Origin of the sequence: Nonomuraea cavernae, assembly GCF_040655715.1 — a bacterium.
Lineage (GTDB): Bacteria > Actinomycetota > Actinomycetes > Streptosporangiales > Streptosporangiaceae > Nonomuraea > Nonomuraea cavernae_A.
This window is the reverse complement of sequence record NZ_JBFAKL010000041.1, coordinates 46,629-63,938: the sequence shown is the minus strand read 5'-3', so window position 1 is coordinate 63,938 and position 17,310 is coordinate 46,629. Positions and strand designations below refer to the sequence as shown.

The following is a 17,310-nucleotide window of genomic DNA, read 5'->3' as shown; positions in this document are numbered from 1 at the left end:
GCAAGCTCGTCGAGCGGCCGGACGAGACGTCCCCAGAAGGGCGGCCATCCGTCGCTGCTTAAAGCTTTTGATCCACAGGTATTGACGATTGCTCGCTCCTTGACAATCAGGTGAGCGCGCAAGATGCCAGCCGGCTGGCCTTATGTCCGGCTTTCGTCGTATTATGCCGTGGGTGGCGAACAGCGTCTCATTTGACCGCGTCAGTGAACCATTACCTTCCGGCTTGCCGGTGAATTTACCCTCCACGAGGGAGATTCGAGAAAGCCGCGTCCGAGACTCCCTCTAAGCTGCCATCGGCTTTCACCTGTGCCATCGAGGGAAAGCGCGTTGATTCTGGAAAGGTGCCGAGGGGCGTCATTGAGGAGAGCGGTGCGAACCACCCCGTCGTTGATCGCGTCGACGGTCCTGGTGGCCGCGCTGGGCGCGCACCCCGCTCACGCGTCCGCCCCGCGAGCCGGATCGATCGAGCTGGTCACGCCACCGGGCCAATCGCTGTCGATCACCGTCCCCGACCTGGTCCTGCTCGGTGCCCGCGTCGCGGGGACCGTCTTCAACGGCGTCATGGGCACGGTGACCGTGATCGACGCCCGGCCGGGAAACCGCAACTGGACGGCGACCGTCACGTCCACGAACTTCACCACGGGCAGTGGCACCGGCCCGCAGACCATCTCCAGGGGCAACGTCTCCTACTGGTCCGGCCCGACCACCTCGCAGACCGGGGGAGGCACCCGTCTGCCCGGGCAGCTCACGGCCGCCGACGCGGTGTCCCTGTCGGTGTCGAGGACCGCGTTCAGGGCGAGCAAGCCGCAGGGCACCTCCACCACGAGCTGGCGGCCGACGCTCGTCATCACGATCCCGTCCTCGGCGGTCGCCGGCTCCTACACGGGCGTCATCACCCACTCGGTCGCCTGATCTTCGGGTCGGTGCCGTATCTCTGCGGCAAGTGGCGTTTCCGCAGCTCAAACCACGGATCCATGTGCCTTTCCTCGCGCACATCTGCGGAACCCGGGTTTGAAGGCGTTCACGAAGGATCTCAACCCGAGGGAACCTGTTTGTCCTCTCGCACCCTGATAAAGATTTGAGCCTGTCCACGCTCTGTTTTGGCTACTACACGCCAGCACCCTGGCGAAGGAAAATTTATCGATGCTGGTATGGGGCCTGGCAAGCCATCAGACGTGGGAGCCAAATGAGCGGAGCCCACTCTGTTGCTTTCGACCTCCTGAACGGCAACCGTGGGCAGTTGTGTGCCAGTAGTCCATAGTGGACGTTTGCTCTGAAAGCCCCCGGGGATCTGTACAACCGAGGAGCTCCAGGTTCCGGAGACGGGAGCGACAAACCAGATGTCGACTGCGCCTACCCCTTGCCGGCCACTGCTTCCGGGAATACTTACAATGTTGTGCACTGTATCTTCACACTGTGTCATGGCAGATTCGGCAGCCTCCCCGCTCAACTCTCCCTGAGAACAGCCCGTCAGGCTGAACAGGGCCGTAGCGCCGCAAGAGATGAGTGCCATTGAGGCCACTCTTTGGCATTTCACGAAAGCCACGCAGAAACCACCCATCCTGTGGCAGCCACCATGACCACCACACCTAGGGCCTGCGCGTACCGAGCGCCCTGCCACCAGCGGTCTATTGGTCTCTTGCCGAGAGCGGCAACATCGCCGGCGGTTACGGAAACAATAAGCGGCAGAGCGAAGCACAGGCCGTAGACCACACCTGACCACGACGGCGCTATACCAAGGATGGCGGAGAGCAAGAGCAGCCACGATGTGAACGAGACCCGATAGGTCGTACCTATAATTCCCGTGTCCGCGCCCCAGAGAAGAGGCATCCCGGCCGGCCGGCACGCCGAGGAGAAACTGCGACACCTGCTCGCGCTGGCGCGCGCCAGCCCTGCCCGCTCGACGATCGCCCACCGCCTGCACGCCTGCTACACCTGGTGCGCCGACCATCCCTACCTGCCCGAACTCGTCACGCTCGCCGAGACCGTCGCCTCCTGGTGGAACGAGATCGAGGCGTTCCGGCTCACCGGGATCACCAACGCCAAGAGTGAGGGCAATAACTTCTGAGAGCCGGGATGAGTGGCGGCCGCATGGTCGCGCTCCGGAGACGGTCGCCGGTCGCGGCGGCATGGAAGTATGGAACTCATGCGCCGAACGCGCCCCCTCGTGGCCGGGCTGGTGGCGGCCCTCACCGCCTGCTCGGCCCTCATCGCCTGCTCCTCCGCGCAGCCCGCGGCCGCTCCCTCGACACCCGAGCCCTCGGTCACGAGGGCCGCTCCGAGCACGTCCGCCCCCGGCTCACCCGCGGCTTCTCCCGTCACCAGGGGCGAGCTGCGCTTCACCAAGGTGGCCGAGCTCGACCGGCCGGTCGCCTTCGCCGTCCGCGAGGGCGACGACCGCCGCTACGTCGCCGAGCAGGGCGGCAGGCTGCGCACCCTCGACGGCGACACGGTCGTCGACCTGTCCCGGGAGGTGAGCGGCGGCAACGAGCAGGGCCTGCTCGGCGTGGCGTTCCACCCGACGGGCCGCTGGCTCTACCTCAACTGGACCGACACCGAGGGCACCACCCACATCACCGAGTGGGCCTACGACGGTGCCAGGGCCACCGCCAGGCGCGACGTGCTCACCCAGGAACAGCCCTACGCCAACCACAACGGCGGCCAGCTCGCCTTCGGCCCCGACGGCCACCTCTACATCGCCCTGGGCGACGGCGGCAGCGGGGGAGACCCGCACGGCAACGGCCAGCGCCTCGACACCCTGCTGGGCAAGATCCTGCGCATCGACCCGCGCGGAGACCCGTACAAGGTGCCGAAGGACAACCCGTTCGTCGGCAAGGAGAACGCGCGGACCGAGATCTGGGCGTACGGCCTGCGCAACCCGTGGCGGTTCGGGTTCGACCGGGAGACGGGCGACCTGTGGATCGGCGACGTGGGGCAGAACGCCTGGGAGGAGGTCGACTACCAGCCCGCCGGCTCCGAGGGCGGCGAAAACTACGGCTGGAACCTGCGCGAGGGGGCTGAGCCGTTCCGCGAGGGCGCCGGCCGCGACCTCACCGACCCCGTGATCAGCTATGCGCTCGGCGAGGGTGGCAACTGCTCGGTGATCGCCGGGTTCGTCTACCGGGGCTCCCGCGTCCCGTGGCTGCAGGGGCACTTCCTCTATGGCGACTTCTGCGGCGGATGGGTCAGGGCGGCACCCTCCGACGACCTTGAGCAGGACACGCGGGTCGGGCGGGTCGAGCAGCTCTCGTCGTTCGGCGAGGACCTCGACGGCGAGCTCTACGCGCTCAGCCTGCGGGGGCCCGTCTACCGGGTGGATCCGTCCTGACGGTCGTGATCAGCTCCTCCACCTGGGTGTTCAGCCTGGCTCCCCGGGCCCAGCCGGCGTAGTGGGTCAGGAAGACCACGATCTCGCGCAGCTCGCTCTCGGTGAGCACGCCGGTGCGCAGGCCGGTGTCGAGCTGGATGCCCACGCCGTCGTCCATCCCCTGGCCGACGAGCAGGCCCAGCAGGAGGAGACGGCGTTCCTTGACGGAGAGCACGTCGCGGGACCACACGTCGGCGAACCGGCGTTCGGCCGTCAACCCGAAGGAGTCCACGGTCTCCAGCGGAGGTTCAGTCATGGCGCGCTCCGGATTGTGGGGGATGCTCACATCCTTCGCTACTTCCCGGTAAGAACCAATGGGGGTTGCGTGAACGTTGTACGCCCGATGTCCGAGATGAGGGCCGCTGGCCGCGGCTCCCGACCCGGCCATGCGGCTGCTCGGCTACCACGGCCATGAATCTTGCGACGGTAACGGCACGGGCAACGGCACCGATCGCCGAACCTGACATACAGGCAGGTGATTAACACAATGTTCACATTCGGGCAAAAACCGGGAAACGGCCAACCGGAAGACTCGGCGTGGCTGAGAGAAATCCCGAAAGGACCGCTTGTGAGCTACAAGGCTGAGTACATCTGGATCGACGGCACCGAGCCCACCGCTCTGCTGCGCTCGAAGACGAGGATCCTGGCCGACGGGGCCGAGCCGCCGGTCTGGGGTTTCGACGGCTCCAGCACCAACCAGGCCAAGGGCCACGCGTCGGACCGAGTGCTCCGCCCAGTTTTCACCTGCCCCGACCCGATCCGCGGCGGCGCGAGCCTGCTCGTCCTCTGCGAGGTGGAGGAGATCGACGGCGCGCCGCACGCGAGCAACACCCGCGCCTCCCTCCGCGGAGTCGCCGAGCAGTTCGCCGACCAGGAGTCGTGGTTCGGCATCGAGCAGGAATACACCTTCTTCAAGGGCAGCCGCCCGCTCGGCTTCCCCGACGGCGGCTTCCCCGCCCCGCAGGGCCCCTACTACTGCGGCGTGGGCGCCGACGCCATCTTCGGCCGCGAGATCGTCGAGCTCCACCTCGACCGCTGCCTCGCCGCCGGCCTCGCGGTCTCCGGCATCAACGCCGAGGTCATGCCCGGCCAGTGGGAGTTCCAGATCGGCCCGGCCGGTCCGCTGGAGGTCGCCGACCACATGTGGATCGCCCGCTGGCTGCTCTACCGCACCGCCGAGGAGTTCGGCGTGGAGGCCACGCTCGACGCCAAGCCCGCCCGCGGCGACTGGAACGGCGCCGGCGCGCACACCAACTTCTCGACCAAGGCCATGCGCGAGAGCTACGACGCCATCATCACCGCATGCGAGGCGCTCGGCGAGGATGACAAGCCCATGGAGCACGTCTCGCAGTACGGCGTCGGCATCGAGAGCCGGCTGACCGGCGCCCACGAGACCGCCCCGTGGAACAAGTACTCCTACGGCGTGTCCGACCGCGGCGCCTCCGTGCGCATCCCGTGGCAGGTCGAGGTGGACAAGAAGGGCTACATCGAGGACCGCCGCCCCAACGCCAACGTCGACCCGTACGTGGTCACCCGCCTGATGGTCAACACCTGCTGCGCCGCCCTGGAGAAGGCCGGCCAGGTCTGACCTGACGAGGTCTGAGGAAGTCCGAACAAGGAGGAACGCGGGCACCCCCGATGCGGGGCCCGCGTTCCTCCTTTTCCGGTCAGGTCAGCCGTGCCCGGTAGACACGGCGGGCCTCGTCCATCACCGCCAGGTAGCCGGCGCCGGCCCGGTCCTTGACCAGCTCCTCCAGCAGCTCCAGCCAGCGCAGGCAGAAGGTGACGTCCTCCTCCCTGGCCACGCGCCGGTGCTGGACGTCGAGGTAGACCGGGCTGGTGTGCGCGAGCACCTGCCCGCCTCCCTCGGCGACCGCCACCACGTACGTGGGCCAGACGACCGTCAGGTCGGCGCGGAGCTCGCCGGGCGGGCCCGAGGCCAGCTCGCCGTCGGCCGTGAGCAGCCGCACCGTCTCCACCCGGGGGCCGATCACCCAGGCGGAGGCCCGCACCCGGTCGCCGGGAGTCAGGTCGATCGTGGCTCCCGGCCCCTGCCCGTCGACCGACAGCTCCAGGAACGGGCCGGTCGTCGCGAACGTGCGGCCCTGGCGCACCGCGGCGGCGTAGGACTCGGCGGTCAGCGGGCCGGCCACCCGGGCGTAGGTGCGCTCGCGGCCGATGGGGCCGAGCCGGTGCGCGGTGCCGGCGACGGCGGCGACCCGGTTGCCCGCGCCGATCAGCCGCCGGTAGGCGCGCGCCGAGCCGATCGCGGAGGAGAAGCTGTCGACCAGCCCGAGGGCCGCGTCGACCACCGACAGGCGCGCGTCGAACCCCGGGTCGCCGGCGCCGACGAGCTGCTCGGGCGTCTCCACCGGCCCGCGGAAGGCGTTGGCGTAGCCGATGAGCAGCTGCCTGTCGCGGAGCGCGCGGCCGGGCGGCGGACCTTCGTCGAGGCCCAGCGCCTGGTGGGCCAGCCCGACCCTGGCCACGTGCGTGTCGTCGGACCAGGGCAGGTCGCGGCCCTGCCATTGGCCGGCCGCCTCGTCATCGCCGGGCAGCAAGTTGACGACGTGCAGGTCTTCGCCGAGCTGCGAGGCGGCGACCCACTGGGACGGCCGGTTGAGGTGCACGTGCAGGTCACCGCCGTACCAGCCGCGGGCGGCGGCGTCGTAGATGCGCTGGGGCGCCAGCTCGACGAGCGTCTCCCCGTCGCCGGGCACGAGCGTGGTCTCGGCGTGACCGTACTCCATGCCCCTGGCCGCCCTGACCCACAGTGGCTCGCCCGGCACGTCGAGCACCATGTCGTCGCCGTGGAAGTAGGGCAGGCCGTCGTGGTCGCGCGCCGGAGAGGTGTCGCGCGGGAAGTATCCCTGCCCGTCGGCGCTCCAGACGCTCCAGCGGCAGGGGAAGCCGGCCCGCAGCCGGAGCGTCCGAGCCGTGGTGAGTAACTCCAGATTGTCACGCATTGGCTTCTCCCCGTAATCGAAAGGCGCCTCATCGTGACACGGTCGTCACTCTCCGGGAAGACCCATGTTTTCGGGCGGAGTGGCTTTCTTCCCTCCCGGGTGGAAAAGATCTAGAGCCGGAAATCCAGGTCCGGGGTGATGTCCACCACGTCCATCTGGGCCTTCTGGAGCCGGCCTGAATGATCCCAGTTCATCGCCTGCCAGCGGGTGAACTGGTCGAGCACCCACATGCCCGACTGCCGGCTGCCGTTGCCCGACTTGCCGTTGCCGCCGAACGGAAGGTGCGCCTCGGCCCCGGAGGTGGAGTTGTTGACGCTGACCATCCCGGCCGAGACGCCCTCGCGGAAGCGGAAGGCGTGTTTGGGGTCGGTCGTGTAGATGGAGCTGGAGAGCCCGTAACCGGGGAGGTTGGCCAGCTCGACGGCCTCGTCGAAGGTCTGGAAGCCGGTCACGCCGACGATCGGCCCGAACGTCTCCTCCAGGAACAGCCGGTCGGTGGCCTGCACGCCGTCGACCACGACCGGGTGGTAGTAGAGCCCCCCGTCGCCGGTGAAGTCGCCGCGCGGGTTGTCGGGCGTGATCCTGCCGACCTCTCCCGGCACGACCCGGTGGTGGGGCTGGATCCAGGTCAGGTACTCCTCATAGCGGTCGGCGAACTTCTGGTCGAGCAGCGGCCCGGCCAGCACGTCCTGCGTGGGGTCGCCGATCCTGGCCTCGCGCACGGCGCGGGCGAACCGCTCGACGAACTCCTCGTGCACGCTCTCGTGCGCGATGACCGTGCCCAGGCTGGTGCAGCGCTGGCCGGCGGTGCCGAACCCGGCGAACAGCGCCCCCTCGACGGCGAGGTCGAGGTCGGCGTCGGGCATGATCACCATCGGGTTCTTGCCGCCCAGCTCCAGACAGGCCGACTGCAGGTGACGCCCGGTCAGCTCGCCGACGCGCCGGCCCACCTCGCTCGACCCGGTGAACCCGACCTTGTGCACCGTGCCCTCACCGAGCGCCCGCTCCAGCCCCTCGAACGTCTGGTCGCCGTCGGCGAACACGATGTTGAGCACCCCGTCGGGCAGCCCCGCCGCCACGAACAACTGGTACATGGCGTGCGCGGAGGCGGCGGCGTACTCGGCCGGCTTCCACACCACGGCGTTGCCGCACAGCAGTGCCGGAACGAGATACCAGGACGGCACCGCGACCGGGAAGTTGCCCGCCGTGATGACCGCGGCGACCCCCACCGGGGTGCGGAACGTGAACAGGTTCTTGTCCGGCATCTCCGACGGCACCGTCTGCCCATAGAGGCGACGCCCCTCGCCGAGGAAGAAGTCGCACGTGTCGACGATCTCCCGCACCTCGCCCAGCGCCTCGGCGTACGGCTTGCCGATCTCCTCGGTGACCAGCCGGGCCAGGCTCTCGGCGTTGGCCTCGACCAGCCGGCCGATCGACGCGATCACCCGCCCGCGGACCGGCGGCGGCACCTTGGACCACTCCCGCTGCGCCTCCTTGGCCGTACGGCAGGCGTCGGCGAAGGCGCCGGCGTCGGCCAGCCCGACGTCGGCCACCACCTGGCCGGTGCGCGCGGGGTTGGTGGACTGGTAGGCGCCGGCGCTGGGCACGTCCTTACCACCCACGACGGAGACAATCTGACGGGTCACCGGGTCCTCCTCGTAGTTACTCCGGACAGACAATCATCTCGCCGCAAAATACCCAAGACGCCACGATGTCAGCCTCGATCGTCGAGCCCGAGCGCGTCGGCCAGGTCCCGCAGGCACTCCTCGAAGACCGGCTCCAGGTCGGAGAAGGCGAAGTCGAGTTGGTGCAGCACCTCCATGCACAGCAGGCCGTACAGCCTGATCCAGCACGACAGGAAAACATGCACGGCCTCGGGCGGCAGGACCGCGCCGATCTCCGCGGAGTAGGCGCGCAGCTGGTCGCGTAGGGAGGGCGGCAGGTCGGAGAGGTCGGGCACCGGGAAGGGACGTGTCTGCCACAGCTGCACGATCGGCTCCAGGAAGACCTGCTCGAAGCGCTGCCCGGCCTCGTGGCGGGTGGAGCCGGAACGGCGGTCGGGCGGTGCTATGGGGCTGGCGAAGATCCAGCCGAACTCGGCCCGGTGTGTGGTCGCCCAGACGCGCATGGCGCGGCAGGCGGCCAGCAGTCGCAGGTCGAGCGCGCCGGGCGGCTGCGCGTCGCGGGCGGCCCGCATCTGCTCGGCCAGCTCCTGGTAGAAGTCGGCGGTGACCGCGGCGACGAGCTCCTCGTGGCCCGCGAAGTAGTGGTAGAGGGCAGGACCGCTCATGCCCACCTCCCGCGCGACCGCGTTGATCGTCACCGCCGCCGAACCCTGTGTGACGAGCAACCTGCGCGCGGCGGCGTGGATCTCCGCCAGGGTCTCCTGGCGGACCCGGTCGCGCCGTCTCGCGCTCTGCGGCGTCATCGCGGCCCTCCCTTCTCTGACGACGTTGACATCCTAGAGAGTCTATGTTTGTTTAATGCCTCTAAGATAACTTAGAGGCATTAAGGAGATGGACATGGCGCGTAACCCGCTGACGGCGGCCTTCGCCAGGTATGTCATGGAGGCGACGGTCGCCGAGACCGGTCTCGTCACCCCGGCGATGCGGCGGATCCGGCTGGTGGCCGACGAGCCCATCGCCTTCCCCTACACCCCCGGCCAGCACGTCCGGATCCAGATCAACGATCCCCTGTCGGTCCAGGGGATCCTGCGCCCGGCCGACACGCTGCGCACGTACACGATCTGGGAGTTTCAGCCGGAGGAGCGGGCGCTGGAACTGCGCGTGCACCTGTACGAAGGCGACGGCATCGGCCTGCGGTGGGCGCGGGAGGTGGAGGCCGGTGAGCGGGTCGCCTTCTGGTGGCCACAGGGCGACTTCTTCATCCGCGAGGCCCCTTACCACCTGTTCGTGGGCGAGGAGACGGCCGGCGCCGCCTTCGGGCCGATGTTGCGGGGGCTGGACGCCTCGGCCCGGGTGTACGGCGTGCTGGAGAGCGAATCCGCCCGGCACGATCTGCCGATGCCGGGGTCGCACCGGCTGCGCCGTGTCCACCGCGAGGGGGCCTCGGCCGCCTCCTCGGGAACGCTGCTCGCCGCCGTGGCCGCGCTCGACCTGCCCGGCGACGCGGGTGCCGCCTACGTGGCCGGCGAGGCCGGGACCTGCCGGCTCGTCCGCGACCATCTCGTACGCGAGCGCAACTGGCCCCGGAAGTCGATCAAGGTCAAGCCCTTCTGGGCTCCGGGCAAGCGTGGTCTCCACTGACTCGCGCGGCGGTGCCTTTCGAGCGGCGCATCTAATTGCTTACGTTGTAAGCTATTGTTCGACGGACAACTCCTTACGTCCTAAGGAATTAGATGATCTCCACGACCAAGGCCACGCTGCACGATGGCGCCACCATCGAGATCGAGGTGCACGGCGACGGCCCCGCCCTGCTGCTGCCGGTCGACCCCCGGCCCGTCGAAGGGCCGCAGGCGGACGAGATGCGCCGGTGGGGGGCCGACCCCGCCCTCGGCCGCTCGCTCATCGACGGGCTCCGCGACGCCTTCCGGGTCGTCGCGTTCGACTACGAGAAACACGTCCTGGCCGCGCCCAAGCCCAACACGCTAACCCCCGCCAACATCGCCGCCGACCTGCTCGCCGTCGCCGACGCCGCCGGGGCCGACCGGTTCGCCTACTACGGCTACTCATGGCTGGCGCTCAGCGGCCTGCAGCTGGCGATCCGGACCGACCGGCTGTCGGCCCTGGTCATGGGCGGCTACCCGCCGCTCGACGGGCCGTACACGGAGATGCTGGCCGTCACCCTGGCCGCCCACGCGATGTCCACCGCCCCCAAGACCGCCCCCGAAACCGGCACCCAGGCGACCCCCGAGACCGGCCCCGAGACCGGCGCGAGCGCCGGCGACCAGACGGCCTCCGGCGAGCCCGACTGGTCGACCGTCGAGGTGGCGACCACGCCCGACCAGACGCAGCAGTTCGTCACGCTGTACGAGGCGCTGCGCGGGTTCGACGACCGGGCGGCGCAGCCGGCGGTCCGCTGCCCGCGCCTGTGCTTCGCCGGGTCCGCCGACCAGATCGTCTACGACGAGCGCTGGGGCGGCGTGACCGTGGACCTCGGCGGCCCGCTCGTCCGCCGGCGCGCCGAGCTGGAAGCCCTCGGCTGGGAGGTGAGGGTGCTGGACGGGCTGGACCACATGACCGGCATGCAGGCAGCCGCCGTGCTGCCGATCATCCGGCCCTGGCTCGCCGCGGCCGCTCAGGTGTAGTAGCCCGCGACGGGGACGCGGCCCTGCTCCGGCAACGCCGGGCCCTCCAGGCGCACGCCGGGCGCGGCAGCGGGCGGCTTGAGGGCCGTGAGCTGCTCGGTGGACAACGCGTACACCACCCGGCCGAGGAAGGACCGCTCGATGGCGCCCATGCACATGCCGCACGGCTGGCAGCTGGTGTACATGGTGGTGTCGGCGGCGGTCGCCGGATCCAGCTCGCGGCCTGCCCACCTGGCCAGCTTCAGCTCGGGGTGGGCGGTGATGTCGCCGCCGGTGACGCTGGTGTTGCGGTCTTCGGCCAGCACGACCCCGTCGGGGCCGACCAGCAGCGAGCCGAAGGGCGGGTTGCCGCCCGCCCGCGCCTCGGCGGCCAGCTCGATGGCCCTGAGCAGGAAGCGTTCGTCGTCGGTCGTCATTGCCTCTCCATCGGCAGGTGGGCGCGTACGGTGGCGAGGGCCTGCCAGGCCACCTCGGGGCACAGCGTCTCGTCCGGGTCGCCGGCGAACGGGTCGAGCACCACAGTCTCGGCGCCGAGCAGGCGTAGCTGCCCGAGGTCGTCGACGACCTGCTCGATGGTGCCCTCGCCGGCGAGCCGGTCGTCATCGGTGATGGGCGCCTCGGTGAGCCGCAGCACGATCCTGGGCACCAGCTCGGGCACCGGCCGCCCCAGCTCGTCGGCGACGGCCTTCATCCGGTCCACCGCCGCCCGCAGCCGGGGCAGGGGGAGCCGCAGCGGGTGCCAGGCGTCGCCGAGCCGCACCGCCCGGCGCACGCCGGCGTCGCTGTTGCCGCCCACCCAGAGCGGGATCCGCCCCGCCCGGTAGTCGGCGTCGTCGGCCCAGGCGTCGCGCATCGCGCGCAGGTGCTCGTCGGTCAGCGCCCCGCGCCGCTCGAACGGCACCCCCAGCGCCTCGAACTCCTGCCGCGCCCAGCCGACGCCCACGCCGAGGACGAGCCGCCCCCCGCTGAGCTGGTTGAGATTGGCCGCCATGCGGGCGACCAGCAGCGGGTGCCGGTAGGGGACGATGAGCACCGTGGTGCCGAGCCGGATCCGGCCGGTGACGCCGGCCAGCCAGGACAGCGTGGTGAACGGCTCGTAGAACGGGGCCGGATACTGCTCGGCCACGTCGGGTGTCACCGCGATATGGTCCGACACCATGAGCAGGTCGTAGCCGAGGCCCTCCACCGTGCGCGCCCACTGACGCAGCACGCCGGGGTCGGTCCCTGGTCCGAAATTGGGAACGTTCACTCCTAGTCGCACCGATTCAGGCTATCGACCCGATCATCGGAGCTGAAGAGAACTATCCCCGGGTACGTCATGATTCGCCGTGGATATCCCGGTAGTTTGGCCGGATGGCCGACAATCTCGATCCGACCGACTGGGCGATCCTGGCCGAGCTTCAGCGGGATGGCCGCCTGCCGCTCACCGAGCTCGGCCGCCGGGTCAACCTCAGTCCTTCGGCGGCGACCGAGCGCGTGCGGCGGCTGGAGACGACCGGCGTCATCACCGGCTATCGGGCCGACGTCGACCTGGCCAAGGTCGGCCTCACCGTGCTCGCCGTAGTCCGCCTCAAGTACCCCGGCAGCAGCCACCAGCCGCTCCACCAGCTGCTCGCCGAACGCTCGGAGATTTTGGAGTGCCTGCGCACCACCGGCGACGACTGCTACACGCTCAAGGTGGCCGCCACCTCCATGGGCCACCTCGAACAGATCATCGACGAGCTGGCCGAGTTCGGCAGCACCACCACCAACGTCGTCTACAGCCAGACCCTGCCCTACCGGGGCCCCCGGAAGCTCCCGACCGTCGCGGGCACCGGCCGGGGCGCGGAACGGTGAGACGGTCGTCGTCGCTGAGAGCCTCTAGGGCGCGGGCGAGCCGGGCGACCAGCCCGTCGGCGGGAGGACGGGGTGATCCCGGGTCAGCCGGTGGCGCTGCCGGGATCGTCCATGGCCGAGAGGCGGTCGATCCACACGTCGGCGGCCTTCACCCGGCCAGGCTCCTTGTCGGGGCGCAGGCCGCGCCAGGAGGGGTGACGCAGCCGCCCGTCGGCCGTCACCTCGGCGTAGCGCACCTCGCCCACCAGGCGCGGCTCCACCCAGTGCGCGTCGCGGGCGTACTCGCGGGGGACCGGCTCCGCGAACGGTGAGTCCGGCCGTTCCAGCGGCGCCAGCCGTTCCCGCAGGTCGGTCAGCATGGCGTCGGTGAAACCCGTGCCGACGTGCCCGACGTACACCAGCCGGCCCGCCGGGTCGTGAGCCCCCAGCAGCAGCGAGCCGATCCGGCCGCCGCGCCGCCCCGAACCCGGCTTCCAGCCGCCGATGACGACCTCCCGGTGGGAGACGTTCTTCACCTTCGTCCACTCCGGGCTGCGCCGCCCCGGCCGGTAAGGGGAGGTGCGCCGCTTGACGACCACGCCCTCCAGGCCCAGTTCACGGCTGGCCGCCAGCCCCGCCCGCGAGCCGCCGCGGAAGGCCACCGGCGTCTGCCACCGGAAGCCGGGCGTGACCAGCCGTTCGAGCAGCTCGCGCCGCTCGTCATAGGGCAGCCGTATGACGCTGCGATCGTCGACGTGCAGCACATCGAAGATCATGTACGTGACGGGCACGGCCCTGACGAGCTGGGCCACCTTGAGCGGGTTGCGCTGCTGCATCCGGGGCGCCAGCGTGCCGAAGCTGGGCCGCCCGGCGTCGTCGAAGGCGATGATCTCGCCGTCGAGCACCACGTCATGACCGCCGACCGCCCCGGCCATCGGATACAGCTCCGGATAGGACGGTGTCATGTCCCTGCCGGTGCGCGACACCAGCCGCAACGCCCCCGCCTCGACGTAGGCCAGGCCGCGCACTCCGTCCCACTTCATCTCGGTGCTCCACGCGTCGTCCTGCGCGGCCGGCGGCAGAGAGCCGAGCTGGGCGAGCATCGGGTGGTAGGTGGGCAGGCGCCCCATGCAGGTGGGCCTTCCCCGCCCTTTCCGCGCGTACGGTGAAGGCCGCGGCAAGTCCCGGTAATGCCGGCGGATCTCTCAGACGGTGCTGAAGTCGGCGAAGTCGAAGCCCGGCGACACGACGCAGCTCACCAGCACGGCCTCGTCCCCGGCCGGCCGGGCCGACTGCCGGACACCGCCGGGCACCACGGCCTGCGGCACCTGTCCCGCCTCGACCAGCGGCCCCAGCACGACCGTCTCGTCACCGACGGTCAGCGACAACGGCCCGCCCCGGTGCCACAGCCACACCTCGTCCGACCGGACCCGGTGCGGGATCGACTCCTCGCCCGGCTGGAGCAGGAAGTAGATGCCCGTGGCGCTGGCCCTCGGGCCCGGGTAGCCGCCGGGGCTGACCTCGACCGGCGACCGCCAGGTCTCCCTGAACCAGCCGCCCTCTGGATGCGGCAGTAGGTCCAGGGCCCGTGCGATCGGCGGGCGTTCGACGAATCCGACGGGCGCGCCGGTCACATCGCGGCGCAGGAAGCGGGTGCCGTCGAGCACGAGCTGCCCGTCCAGGCCGCTGGCCAGCGCCTCGGCCTCGTCGGCCACCTCGACGGCGGGACCGTCCGGATAGATCGTCAACTCCACGCCGGTGAGTCTACGGCCCGAGTTCCCACCTCGATCCCCGCGTGTCGTGTGCCGTCTGGTGGGGCGGAGAACGAGGGTGGAGGGATCATCAGGAATAGGCGCGAATTGTCGGTCGTCCTGGCTAATGTGCGGCGAGTGTTCAAACGGTGGAGCCGTGATCAGGTGCTCGCTCTCGCCCCCGACGCGTCGTCACAGAAGGCGGCTCAGCGCGTGGCCGGGCCGGGCTCGTGGCCGGTGTGCGGCGCGGCCGGTGACGTGGTGTTCGGCGAGTGCGAGGGCAGCGGCGCCAAGCCCTACCTGGCCTGTGCCGACCTGAGCGAGCCCGCGTTCCGCTGCAGTTGCCCCAGCAGGAAGTTCCCGTGCAAGCACGCGCTCGGGCTGCTGCTCCTGTGGTCGGCGGGGGCGGTGCCCGACGCCGAGCCGCCGGCCTGGGCGGCCGAGTGGCTCGTCCAGCGTGCCGAGCGCGCCGCCAAGGCGGCCACCCGAGCCGAGGCCGTTCGCACCGCGCCCGGCACCGGCGCCACGTCCGGTTCCGATGGGACGTCCGGTTCCGATGGGACGTCCGGTTCCGATGGCACGTCCGGATCCGGTGCCGCGTCCGGTGCGGTGGCCGGTGGTGATCCCGCTCCCGCCGGCCGGGGCGGGGCGCGAGCCGCCGCTACGGAGTCCGCGCGGCACGCGCGCGTGACGGCGGGGCTGGCGGAGCTGGAGCGGTGGCTGGCCGACCAGACGCGCCAGGGGCTGGTCGGAGCCGGTGAGCGCGACTGGGACGAGCTTGCCAAGCGCTTGGTCGACGTCCAGGCGCCCGGCGTCGCGAGCGTCGTGTCGCGGCTGGCTCAGGTGCGGGCCGAGGACGACTGGCCGGGGCGGCTGCTGGAGGAATACTCCCTGGTCAACCTGCTGGCCGTGGCCTACCGGCGCCGCGCCGAGCTGCCGGAGGCGCTGGCCGCGACCGTGCTGACCCGCGTCGGCTTCCCGGTCACGCGCGAGGACGTGCTGGCCGGTCCCGTGATACGCGACCGCTGGGACGTGCTGGGCAGGCGCGACGAGGAGCAGGACCGCCTGACGGCCCGCCGCGTGTGGCTCCGCGGCCGAGGCACGGGCCGGGCCGCCCTGGTGCTGTCCTTCGCGCCGCAGGGGCAGGCCCTCGACACCTCCCTGGTCACGGGCGTCACGATCGACGCCGATCTGGCCTTCTATCCCGGCGCCGCGCCGCTGCGCGCCCTGGTCGCCGCCCGCCATTTCCCCGCTTCCGGAGGAGGAAAGGCGCCGGGGATCGTGTCCGGGCAGGGGACGCCGCCAGGGATCGCGTCCGGTGAGGTGATGCCACCGGGGATTACGTCCGGTGAGGGGACGCCGCCGGGGGTGACGCCCGACCAGGCGATGGACGAGGTCGCGGCGGCGCTGGCCGCCGACCCGTGGACCTCGTCCTGGCCTGTCGTGCTGGCCGGCGTGGTGCCCGCTCGGACGGCGCTCGGCGGCTTCCCGCTGCACCCGAGAGAGCACGACCCGTGGCGGCTGCTCGCCGTCTCCGGTGGCCATCCGGTCACCGTCGCGGCCGAGTGGACTCCACGCGGCCTGCACCCCCTGACCGTCTGGGACGACGAGGGAATGGCGGTGATCCTGTGAGCGATCGTGTGAGTTGGGACGCGCTGACGTCCACGGCCCTCGTCGGCACCGACCGCAGGCCGTACCAGGGGAGCCTGCTGGAGGACGCGGCCGTGGAGGTCGCGCGGCGGCGCGCCGGTCGCGGGCCGGTCACCGGGGGCGCGCCCGAGGACGGCGGGCACGGGCACGTACCTGTTGGGGACGCGCCTGAGCAGGGCCGGATCGAGGGCGGCGGGCGGGCGCACGGACATCCCGGGGAGGCGGCTGAGCAGGGCCGGATCGAGGATGGCGGGCGGGCGCCCGAAGAGGAGCAGGCGGCGGTCGCGCGGCCGGCGGCCGATCGGCTGGCGACGATCATGGCGGGCCAGCACGAGCGGCTGCTGCCCGAATGGCTGGCCGAGGCGGCGCGCGGCGGGCGGCGGGTGCCGCCGTTCGTGCTGCCCGAACTGCTCGACCGGGGCAGGCGCGACCGGTCGATCCGGGCGCACCTGGGCGTGCTCGCCGGGCAGCGCGGCCGGTGGCTGGCCGGACACAACCCGGCCTGGGCCTACCTGCTGGAAGAGCCGACCGGCGAGACCTGGGAGCTGGGCGGCACCGCCGACCGCCGCGCCCACCTGCGCCGGCTCCGCACATCCGACCCGAAGGCGGCCAGAGAGCTGCTGGAGGGCACCTGGGAACAGGAGACTCCCCAGGACCGGGCGGAGTTCGTCGGCGTGCTGGCCGCCGGGCTGTCCATGGATGACGAGCCGTTCCTGGAGCACGCCCTCGACGACCGCAGGCTTGAGGTGCGCCAGCAGGCCGCCAACCTGCTCACCCGCCTGCCCGGCTCGGGCCTGGCCGGGCGGATGGCCGCGCGCGCCCGCGACTGCGTCACCATCACCGGCGGCACGATCGCCGTCGAGGCGCCGGAGGCGTGCGACCGGGCGATGGAACGCGACGGCATCCGGCCCAAGCCGCCTCGCGGCACCGGCGAGCGGGCCTGGTGGCTGCAGCAGGTCATCGCCCGCGCCCCGCTGGCCATCTGGGAGCGACCGCCGGACACGCTGCTCGCGATGCGCATCCCCGAATGGGACGCCGAAATGAAGGCCGGCTGGATGCGGGCCGCGGTGCTGCAGCGCGACCCGGAGTGGGCGCGGGCGATGTTCGCCTGGGACCCGATCGCCGACCTGCTGGAGGCACTCGGTCCCGAGGAGCAGCAGCGGCTCGCCGCCGACTTCGTGAAGAGGCACGACCTGGACAGCCAGTTGATCATGGTGCTGGGCGGGGTCTCCCCGCACTGGCGGGAGGAGCTGGCCACGGCCGTGCTGCGCAAGATCCTCAAGGTGGCCGGCAGCCAGCCGTGGAACCTCGGCGAGCTGGTCAGGCTGGCGGGCGAGCGCATCGACCCCGGCCTGGCAGACCTGGCGGGGCGCTACTCGCCGGAGCCGCCCGTCCAGGAGGTCGCCGCCCTGCTGCGGTTCCGCGCAGACATGATCAAGGAGCTCACGTGAGCGAGGGAACGATGAAGACCAGCACCACGGCCACGGGGCCGGC

Annotated in this window: 18 protein-coding genes; 9 read left to right on the top strand and 9 right to left on the bottom strand. The window is 71.1% G+C overall.

Annotated features, from left to right (window positions below; genetic code table 11):
* On the bottom strand, positions 1–246 hold a 246-nt coding region (locus AB0I38_RS37995), incomplete at its 3' end, for a hypothetical protein (RefSeq protein WP_358494052.1).
* A gap of 123 nt (positions 247–369) precedes the next feature.
* Between AB0I38_RS37995 and AB0I38_RS37990 the strand changes: the two genes are divergently transcribed.
* The 3 genes from AB0I38_RS37990 to AB0I38_RS37980 all read left to right on the top strand — a co-directional run bounded on the left by AB0I38_RS37990 (position 370) and on the right by AB0I38_RS37980 (position 3,328).
* The gene (locus AB0I38_RS37990; RefSeq protein ID WP_358494049.1) at positions 370–912 is read left to right on the top strand and encodes a hypothetical protein; all 543 of its coding nucleotides are present in this window, start codon (positions 370–372) and stop codon (positions 910–912) included.
* An 892-nt stretch (positions 913–1,804) separates the two neighbouring features.
* On the top strand, positions 1,805–2,068 hold the full coding sequence (locus AB0I38_RS37985) for a transposase (RefSeq protein WP_358494042.1): 264 nt from the start codon (positions 1,805–1,807) through the stop codon (positions 2,066–2,068).
* A 78-nt stretch (positions 2,069–2,146) separates the two neighbouring features.
* Positions 2,147–3,328 carry a PQQ-dependent sugar dehydrogenase gene (locus AB0I38_RS37980; protein ID WP_358494038.1) on the top strand — a complete coding sequence of 394 codons (1,182 nt, stop codon included), beginning with the start codon at positions 2,147–2,149 and terminating at the stop codon, positions 3,326–3,328.
* Here the strand turns inward: AB0I38_RS37980 and AB0I38_RS37975 are convergent.
* Positions 3,288–3,623 carry a carboxymuconolactone decarboxylase family protein gene (locus AB0I38_RS37975; RefSeq protein WP_358494033.1) on the bottom strand — a complete coding sequence of 112 codons (336 nt, stop codon included), beginning with the start codon at positions 3,621–3,623 and terminating at the stop codon, positions 3,288–3,290. The two genes, AB0I38_RS37980 and AB0I38_RS37975, sit on opposite strands and share 41 nt — an antisense overlap.
* A 312-nt stretch (positions 3,624–3,935) precedes the next feature.
* Here AB0I38_RS37975 and glnII point away from each other — a divergent pair, with 312 nt between their 5' ends.
* Entirely contained in the window at positions 3,936–4,955 is a 1,020-nt protein-coding gene (glnII, locus tag AB0I38_RS37970; protein WP_358494027.1) for a glutamine synthetase, read from the top strand.
* Between the two features lie 79 nt (positions 4,956–5,034).
* On the opposite strand, the gene AB0I38_RS37965 is transcribed toward glnII, so the two are convergent.
* The 3 genes from AB0I38_RS37965 to AB0I38_RS37955 all read right to left on the bottom strand — a co-directional run bounded on the left by AB0I38_RS37965 (position 5,035) and on the right by AB0I38_RS37955 (position 8,761).
* The gene (locus AB0I38_RS37965; RefSeq protein WP_358494020.1) at positions 5,035–6,333 is read right to left on the bottom strand and encodes a CehA/McbA family metallohydrolase; all 1,299 of its coding nucleotides are present in this window, start codon (positions 6,331–6,333) and stop codon (positions 5,035–5,037) included.
* 110 nt (positions 6,334–6,443) lie between these two features.
* Entirely contained in the window at positions 6,444–7,979 is a 1,536-nt protein-coding gene (locus AB0I38_RS37960) for an aldehyde dehydrogenase family protein (RefSeq protein ID WP_358494015.1), read from the bottom strand.
* Positions 7,980–8,047: 68 nt separating this feature from the next.
* Positions 8,048–8,761, bottom strand: coding sequence for a TetR/AcrR family transcriptional regulator (locus AB0I38_RS37955; protein WP_358494008.1), 714 nt, complete (start codon positions 8,759–8,761; stop codon positions 8,048–8,050).
* A gap of 94 nt (positions 8,762–8,855) precedes the next feature.
* Here AB0I38_RS37955 and AB0I38_RS37950 point away from each other — a divergent pair, with 94 nt between their 5' ends.
* Positions 8,856–9,599 (top strand): siderophore-interacting protein, encoded by a 744-nt coding sequence (locus AB0I38_RS37950; protein ID WP_358494000.1) that lies wholly within the window; start codon positions 8,856–8,858, stop codon positions 9,597–9,599.
* Between the two features lie 92 nt (positions 9,600–9,691).
* A complete protein-coding gene (locus AB0I38_RS37945; protein WP_358493995.1) occupies positions 9,692–10,600 on the top strand; it encodes an alpha/beta fold hydrolase in 909 nt (302 codons plus the stop codon).
* Here the strand turns inward: AB0I38_RS37945 and AB0I38_RS37940 are convergent.
* Together AB0I38_RS37940 and AB0I38_RS37935 are read right to left on the bottom strand one after the other, a co-directional pair.
* Positions 10,591–11,016, bottom strand: coding sequence for a nucleoside deaminase (locus AB0I38_RS37940; RefSeq protein WP_358493991.1), 426 nt, complete (start codon positions 11,014–11,016; stop codon positions 10,591–10,593). The two genes, AB0I38_RS37945 and AB0I38_RS37940, sit on opposite strands and share 10 nt — an antisense overlap.
* On the bottom strand, positions 11,013–11,861 hold the full coding sequence (locus AB0I38_RS37935; RefSeq protein WP_358493987.1) for an LLM class flavin-dependent oxidoreductase: 849 nt from the start codon (positions 11,859–11,861) through the stop codon (positions 11,013–11,015). Before AB0I38_RS37935 ends, AB0I38_RS37940 begins: the two co-directional genes overlap by 4 nt.
* Positions 11,862–11,953: 92 nt before the next feature.
* Between AB0I38_RS37935 and AB0I38_RS37930 the strand changes: the two genes are divergently transcribed.
* Positions 11,954–12,436 (top strand): Lrp/AsnC family transcriptional regulator, encoded by a 483-nt coding sequence (locus tag AB0I38_RS37930; protein ID WP_358493981.1) that lies wholly within the window; start codon positions 11,954–11,956, stop codon positions 12,434–12,436.
* Positions 12,437–12,519: 83 nt separating this feature from the next.
* Here the strand turns inward: AB0I38_RS37930 and ligD are convergent, their stop codons facing one another.
* Positions 12,520–13,545: a non-homologous end-joining DNA ligase gene (gene ligD, locus AB0I38_RS37925; RefSeq protein WP_358493974.1), complete on the bottom strand. Its 1,026-nt coding sequence runs from the start codon at positions 13,543–13,545 to the stop codon at positions 12,520–12,522.
* 75 nt (positions 13,546–13,620) lie between these two features.
* The gene (locus AB0I38_RS37920; RefSeq protein WP_358493969.1) at positions 13,621–14,169 is read right to left on the bottom strand and encodes a cupin domain-containing protein; all 549 of its coding nucleotides are present in this window, start codon (positions 14,167–14,169) and stop codon (positions 13,621–13,623) included.
* 135 nt (positions 14,170–14,304) lie between these two features.
* Between AB0I38_RS37920 and AB0I38_RS37915 the strand changes: the two genes are divergently transcribed.
* The gene (locus AB0I38_RS37915; RefSeq protein ID WP_358493966.1) at positions 14,305–15,798 is read left to right on the top strand and encodes an SWIM zinc finger family protein; all 1,494 of its coding nucleotides are present in this window, start codon (positions 14,305–14,307) and stop codon (positions 15,796–15,798) included.
* Positions 15,795–17,267, top strand: coding sequence for a DUF5691 domain-containing protein (locus AB0I38_RS37910; protein WP_358493962.1), 1,473 nt, complete (start codon positions 15,795–15,797; stop codon positions 17,265–17,267). The genes AB0I38_RS37915 and AB0I38_RS37910 overlap by 4 nt, the downstream gene beginning before the upstream one ends.
* The last annotated feature ends 43 nt before the right edge of the window (positions 17,268–17,310 follow it).